This is a genomic window from Kitasatospora sp. NPDC059827 (genome assembly GCF_042731675.1).
In the GTDB taxonomy this organism is placed as follows: Bacteria; Actinomycetota; Actinomycetes; order Streptomycetales; family Streptomycetaceae; genus Kitasatospora.
Window position 1 is genome coordinate 1 of record NZ_JBHWIV010000161.1, and the last position, 6,404, is coordinate 6,404.

Annotated in this window: 7 protein-coding genes; 3 read left to right on the forward strand and 4 right to left on the reverse strand. The window is 73.7% G+C overall.

The annotated features are described in order from the left end of the window. Nucleotides 1–62 precede the first annotated feature (62 nt). On the reverse strand, nt 63–473 hold the full coding sequence (locus ACFV8H_RS40970; protein ID WP_360245460.1) for an organic hydroperoxide resistance protein: 411 nt from the start codon (nt 471–473) through the stop codon (nt 63–65). A 184-nt stretch (nt 474–657) separates the two neighbouring features. Here ACFV8H_RS40970 and ACFV8H_RS40975 point away from each other — a divergent pair, with 184 nt between their 5' ends. The 3 genes from ACFV8H_RS40975 to ACFV8H_RS40985 all read left to right on the forward strand — a co-directional run bounded on the left by ACFV8H_RS40975 (nt 658) and on the right by ACFV8H_RS40985 (nt 2,687). Beyond that, on the forward strand, nt 658–1,131 hold the full coding sequence (locus ACFV8H_RS40975; protein ID WP_375887035.1) for a MarR family winged helix-turn-helix transcriptional regulator: 474 nt from the start codon (nt 658–660) through the stop codon (nt 1,129–1,131). 273 nt (nt 1,132–1,404) lie between these two features. Next, nucleotides 1,405–1,974, forward strand: coding sequence for an RNA polymerase sigma factor (locus ACFV8H_RS40980; protein ID WP_375887037.1), 570 nt, complete (start codon nt 1,405–1,407; stop codon nt 1,972–1,974). Further along, complete coding sequence (locus ACFV8H_RS40985) at nt 1,971–2,687, forward strand: hypothetical protein (protein WP_380409826.1); 717 nt, start codon at nt 1,971–1,973, stop codon at nt 2,685–2,687. The genes ACFV8H_RS40980 and ACFV8H_RS40985 overlap by 4 nt, the downstream gene beginning before the upstream one ends. Before the next feature lie 132 nt (nt 2,688–2,819). On the opposite strand, the gene argG is transcribed toward ACFV8H_RS40985, so the two are convergent. The 3 genes from argG to ACFV8H_RS41000 all read right to left on the reverse strand — a co-directional run bounded on the left by argG (nt 2,820) and on the right by ACFV8H_RS41000 (nt 6,329). Further along, complete coding sequence (gene argG / locus ACFV8H_RS40990; protein ID WP_380409828.1) at nt 2,820–4,232, reverse strand: argininosuccinate synthase; 1,413 nt, start codon at nt 4,230–4,232, stop codon at nt 2,820–2,822. 310 nt (nt 4,233–4,542) lie between these two features. After that, complete coding sequence (locus ACFV8H_RS40995) at nt 4,543–5,430, reverse strand: SAM-dependent methyltransferase (protein ID WP_380409830.1); 888 nt, start codon at nt 5,428–5,430, stop codon at nt 4,543–4,545. Between the two features lie 116 nt (nt 5,431–5,546). Then, nucleotides 5,547–6,329 carry a rhomboid-like protein gene (locus ACFV8H_RS41000; protein WP_380409832.1) on the reverse strand — a complete coding sequence of 261 codons (783 nt, stop codon included), beginning with the start codon at nt 6,327–6,329 and terminating at the stop codon, nt 5,547–5,549. Nucleotides 6,330–6,404 lie beyond the last annotated feature (75 nt).

Here is a 6,404-nt window from a genome sequence, read left to right on the forward strand (position 1 = left end):
CGCCCGGAGCCTGCCCGTTGCCTGTCCGGGGTCCGCCCCGGGGCGGGTGTTGCCCGGCGGTGTTACTCGACGACCAGCTCGACCGGGATGTTGCCCCGGGTGGCGCGGGAGTACGGGCAGACCTCGTGCGCCTGCTTGACCAGCAGCTCGCCGCCCTCGCCCGCGAGCGCCTCGGGCAGCTCGACGCGCAGCACGACGGCCAGGCCGAAGCCCGCGCCGTCCTTGCCGATGGACACCTCGGCGGTCACCGAGACCTCGCTGGTGTCCACCCGGGCCTGGCGGCCGACCAGGCCGAGGGCGCTGGCGAAGCAGGCGGCGTAACCGGCGGCGAACAGCTGCTCGGGGTTGGTGCCCTGGCCGCTGCCGCCGAGTGCGGGCGGCATCGCCAGGGCGAGGTCCAGCTGGCCGTCCGAGCTGACGGCGCGGCCCTCGCGGCCGTTGGCGGTGGCGGCGGCGGTGTAGAGCGCGTCCATGGTGGGTCCCTTCGTGGTGCGCGGTCCGCGGTGCGTCGCGGTGCGCGGGGGCGGGCGGAGTCGTCCTGTTCCGGCGGCCGTCCGGTCCTCCGTGGAGGTCCGGCTGCCGACTGCTCCATAAGTAGAGCACGCAATTCAGTTGTGCACAACTAGATGGCGCGACTGCGATCGGTACCATGGGGTCATGACCACGCTCCCCGGCATGGCGGACGAGGAACTGCTCCGCCTCGACCAGCAGATCTGCTTCTCGCTCAACGCCGCCTCCCGCGCCTTCGGCGGCGTCTACCGGGTCCTGCTCCGGGACCTCGGGCTCACCTACCCGCAGTACCTGGTCATGCTGGTGCTCTGGGAGGACGGCGAGCTGCCCGTCAAGCGGATCGGTGAGCGCCTGCGGCTCGACTCCGGCACCCTCTCCCCGCTGCTCAAGCGCTTGGAGGCGGCCGGACTGGTGCGCCGCGAGCGTAGCCCGGAGGACGAGCGGTCGGTGACCGTCAGCCTCACCGCCGAGGGGGCGGCGCTGCGCGAGCGGGCCGGGCAGGTGCCGCGCCGACTGCTCACGGCGACCGGGCTGCCGGTCGAGGACCTGGCCGCGCTGCGGGTGCTGCTGGAGCGGGTGACCGTCGCGCTGGACTCGGCGGACGTGCAGCCGGCCCCGTAGGGCGGTTGTCGGGAGGGCGGGTCGCCGGGGCTTGTCAAGCCGCCATCCGAACGAGTGTGATCTGGGTCACTCCGGGGTGGTCGGGCGCCCGTTCGCGCCCACGAACGGGCAGGTCAGCGGCCTGGTTCGAAAGTGAACAGAATTGTTCCCAAATGTCCGCCCGATCCGGTCGACAACCCGCACCTCCCGGACGGTTACACCACGAGCCCCGAAACGGGCCGTCGGCGTGCCAACCGGTGGGCCGGCCAGTTGACCCAGGAGAAGGGGGCGCGTGTGAACACTCCCGGGCCGGGGGAGGAGCGGGGCCTTCGGGCGGACCCGCTCGACGACCTGCCGAACGACTTCGAGGCGTTCTTCACCCGCGAGAACACCGGCTACCTCCGCTACGCCCGGCAGCGCCTGCGCCACCGCGAGGACGCCCAGGACGCCGTGCAGAACGCCGGCACCACGCTCTACCGGAACTGGCGCCGGGCCCTGGCCAGCGCGGACCCGCAGGCCTTCGCCTTCAAGATCGTCAAGGACGCGGTGGTCGACGTCCTGCGCGAACGCGGCCGGGCCGAGCGCAAGCGGCTCCGGGTGATCGCCCAGCGCCGCCCCGACACCAGCCAGGACGAACTGGAGGAGCTCGCCGAACTGGACGCCCTGGACTGGGCGATGGACGCCCTCGCGCGCGCCGCGCCCGTCCAGGCCGACGTGGTCCGGCTGCGCCAGGCGGGCACCTCCTACCCCGACATCGGCCGGGCGCTCGGCATCGCCCACACCACCGCCCGCACCTACTACAGCCTCGGGCGGCGCCACCTGGAGTACCTGCTGGAACACCCGGACGACGGGCAGGCGACATGAGGGTCACCGAGCTGCTGCGCGCGCACGCCGCCGAGCTGGACGAGGAGTTCCGCGACCACGACCCGGTGGCCTTCACCCGCCGGCTGGCCGAACGGCTGGCCGCCGCCCGCCGGGCCGCCCCGCCCGGCCGCGAGCGCCCCGCCCGGCCTCCCGCCGTCGCCCGGCCGCCGCACGCCGGGGCCGCCGGGGACCACCTCCGGTCGGGCGGGCGGGCCGAACTGCGGCGGGACCTGCGCCACCTGTGCGCGGGGGTGGCGGGCGCGGTCGAGCCCGGTGAACTGGCCCTGGACCTCGAACTCGCCGAGAAGGCCGCCTTCCGCACCCTCGGCTGCCTGCTCTACGGCATGGGCCGCACGGCGGACGGGGTCTTCTGGTGGCGGATCGCCGCCCAGTACGGCGACCAGCTGGCCGTCCACTGCCTGGCCGTCCACTATGCCGCCGAGGGCGAACGGGGCGACGCGGCGCGCTGGGCCGCCGAGGCCGAGGACCTCAGCGACCCGGGGCGGCTGCCCGAACTCGCCCCGGCGGTGCGGCCGGGCTGCGCCGCCGAGCTCACCCGTCTGCTGGCGGAGCGGTACGACGGGGAGATCCTGCTGACCCTGCGGGACACCGTGGCGGCGCCGCCGACGGCGCCCGGGGCGGGAGCGGGGGCGGCGGCCGGGCCGCTGGGCGCCCACCCGGTGCGCGGGCGGGGGGCGACGCGGATCCGCTGAGGGGTGCGGTGTCGCCGGGCGTGCGGTGTAAGGCGCTGGGGCGGCCGGGCGTGCGGAAGCGGCCGGGGGCCGCCGCACCGGTGTGGTGCGACGGCCCCCGGCCGTTCCGGCGCGTTGCCGGTCGAGTACCCGTCAGTCGGTGCCGGACTCGATCGCCGCGTGGTCCAGCGCGGTGGACTCCGCCTCGTCGCCGGTGCCCGCCGCGATCGGCGCCGCGCCGCCCGGGGTGAGCTCGCCGATCAGGCCGGTCCACGGCGCCAGCTGGCCGTGACCCGCGTACTGCTCCAGCTTGCTGCGGGAGTCGGCGATGTCCAGGTTGCGCATGGTCAGCTGGCCGATCCGGTCGTCCGGGACGAAGGCGGCGTCGACGCTGCGCTCCATCGACAGCTTCTCCGGGTGGTAGCTGAAGTTCGGGCCCTGGGTGTCGATCACCGAGTAGTCCTGGCCGCGCCGCAGCCGCAGCGTGACGCTGCCGGTGACGGCCTGGCCGACCCACTTCTGCAGGCTGTCGCGCAGCATCAGCGCCTGCGGGTCGAACCAGCGGCCCTCGTACATCAGGCGGCCGAGGCGCCGGCCCTGGGTGTGGTAGGTGGCGAGGGTGTCCTCGTTGTGGATCGCGTTCAGCAGCCGCTCGTAGGCGATGTGCAGCAGCGCCATGCCCGGGGCCTCGTAGATGCCGCGGCTCTTGGCCTCGATGATCCGGTTCTCGATCTGGTCCGACATGCCCAGACCGTGCCGTCCGCCGATCCGGTTGGCCTCGTGCACCAGGTCGACGGCGGAGCCGAACTCACGGCCGTTGATCCGGACCGGCCGGCCGAACTCGAAGTCGACCGTGACGTCCTCGGTCTCGATCTCGACGGCCGGGTCCCAGAAGGCGACGCCCATGATCGGGGCGACGATCTCCAGCGAGGCGTCCAGGAACTCCAGCCGCTTGGCCTCGTGGGTGGCGCCCCAGATGTTGGCGTCGGTGGAGTAGGCCTTCTCGGCGGAGTCCCGGTACGGCAGGTCGCGCTCGGCGAGCCACTCGGACATCTCCTTGCGGCCGCCGAGCTGGGTGACGAAGTCCTGGTCCAGCCACGGCTTGTAGATCCGCAGGTTGGGGTTGGCGAGCAGGCCGTAGCGGTAGAACCGCTCGATGTCGTTGCCCTTGTAGGTGGAACCGTCGCCCCAGATCGAGACGTTGTCCTCCTGCATGGCCCGGACCAGCAGGGTGCCGGTCACGGCGCGGCCGAGCGGGGTGGTGTTGAAGTAGGTCTGCCCGGCGGAGCGGATGTGGAAGGCGCCGCAGGCCAGGGCGGCCAGGCCCTCCTCGACCAGCGGGGCCCGGCAGTCGATCAGGCGGGCCTGCTCGGCGCCGTAGGCACGGCCACGGGCCGGGACGTCGGCGAGGTTCGGCTCGTCGTACTGGCCGATGTCGGCCGTGTAGGCGTAGGGGACGGCACCGTGCTCGCGCATCCACGCGACCGCGACGGAGGTGTCCAACCCACCCGAGAATGCGATGCCGATCCGTTCACCGACCGGCAGCTTGCTCAAGACCTTCGACATGCATGCACCCTTGACCCACCCGCGGTGCGGGCTCCTGATTTAGCGACGTGTGAGGGGATTCGGCCTGATTGATCCGATGCCCGCACTCTGGCATAGATTTGCAGAGTACCGCAAGAGCATACGGCCGCGTCGGCTGGGGTGGCAGCTCCGGCGGGCCGCTCCCGGGGGCCGGGGTCGACCTCAACTCCGTTGGCCAGAGGGGTGCTTACGGGATTCGGCAGGTCGCGCCGCGGCGGGGGAGGGGGCGGGGAAGGCGCAGGGCCGGACTCCCGGGGGAGTCCGGCCCTGCGCTGGTCCGGGGAGGCGGGGGTCAGGGCTTGCGGCCCACACCCGCGTACATCCAGCGGGTGGAGCCCGCGGTCGGTCCGTCCGGGCGCCAGAGCGGGACGAAGTCCACGCCCGGTTCCAGCGGCTCCCAGCCGGTGAGGAAGCCCTCCACCTCGGCCCGGCCCCGGAGCCGGATGCGCGAATCGGTGTCGTCCCAGGTCTTCACGACCTCGGCGGCGCGCTGCGGATTGCCCTCGGCGGTGCTGTGCGAGAGCAGCAGGAAGCTCCCCGGGGCGAGGCGGTCGTGGACGGCCTTGACGGCCGCGGCGGCCTGGTCGTCGTCGATGAAGTGCAGGACGGCCATCAGCAGGACGGCGACCGGACGGGAGAGGTCGATCAGCTCGCGCAGCTCGGGCCGGTCGAGCAGCTCGTCGAGGTCGCGCAGATCGCCGGTGAGCACGGTGGTGGAGTGGTTGCTGGCGAGCAGCGCCCGGCCGTGGGCGAGCACGATCGGGTCGTTGTCGATGTAGACCACCCGGGACTCCGGGGCCAGCTCCTGCGCGACCTCGTGCACATTGCCCTGGGCGGGCAGGCCGGAGCCGATGTCGATGAACTGGCGGACCCCGGCCTCGACGCAGAGCCGTACGGCGCGGCGCAGGAAGGCACGGTTCTCCCGGGCGGCCTGCGGGATGTCGGGCGCGGCGGCTATCGCGTGCTCGGCGGCGGCCCGGTCCGGCGGGAAGTTGTCCTTGCCGCCCAGCCAGTAGTCGTAGATCCGGGCCGGGTGGGGCCGGTGGGTCTGGAGCATCACCGGGTCCACGAAGTCCGCCGGATGCCCGAAGCCCGCCGGATCCGCGGAGCCGACCGGATCCGCGAAGCCCGCCGGGTCGGTCATGTCCGCAGGGTTCGTGGCGTTGTCGAACTCGGGCATCGGGTCCCCTCCGTTTGGCCTGATCAACGGTCACCAGAAGCTGGTAGCCAGCCGGTTGATCGGTTCTGCATCGTACCCGGCTCACTGGGAAGGACGATCACTGACCCTGGCGCGGTTCACCGCGGGGCCCGCCGCCGGGGGCTGGGCGCCGGGCCCCGGGAGGAGGCGCGGTTGCGCAGCCAGGCGGTGCGGGCGGCGACGACGCCGAGGGTGAGGGCCACCAGGTGGCCGGCGTCGGCCAGCTGCTGGTCCGCCGCCCAGGCGCCGGCCAGTACCAGGGCGAGGAGCGGCAGGCCGTACCGGCGCAGCGCGCGAGGGCCCAGGGCGAGCAGGCAGCCGATGGTGGCGACCAGCCCGTAGCTGATCCCGACGTCCCGTGCGCGGGAGAGCGCCCCCGGGATCCGGGCGGTCAGCATCACCCACATGGCACCCTCGGTGAGCAGGGTGGCGCCCAGGTGCCCGAAGACGAACACCGCGCCCGCGCGGGCCGGGCCCCAGCGCCATTCGGCCAGGCCCAGGGCGATCGCGACGGCGGCGATGCCGGCCCAGGCCGGGACACCGTCGACCACCAGGCCGCTGGTGAACATCGTCCACCACTTGCCCACTTCCATGTGGTGGACGTTGCTGCTGTTGTGCCGGACGAACCGGGCCCGGCCGGCGTGGCCCTGGGTGGCGAGCCAGGTGGCGGTGATCGTCAGCAGGACGACGTAGACGGAGGTGAGGCGCAGCCGGAGCGCGGCGGTGCGGGCGCTCGCCGCGAGCGCGGCCCGGCCGCGGGTGGCCGTCCGGCCGGCCGCCGTTCCGTCGCCGGCCGCGATTCCGTCGCCGGCCGTTCTGGAGTCAGGCGTCCGGGAGGTGGCGGTGTCGGTCGGCTGCGTCGTTCCGAGGCGGTCCCTCATCGTGCCTGGCGCCCTTTGCGTGCGGTGTCCGGTCTCCGGTGCCCGGCGGCCCGTGGGCCGCCGGAGAGCCAGCCC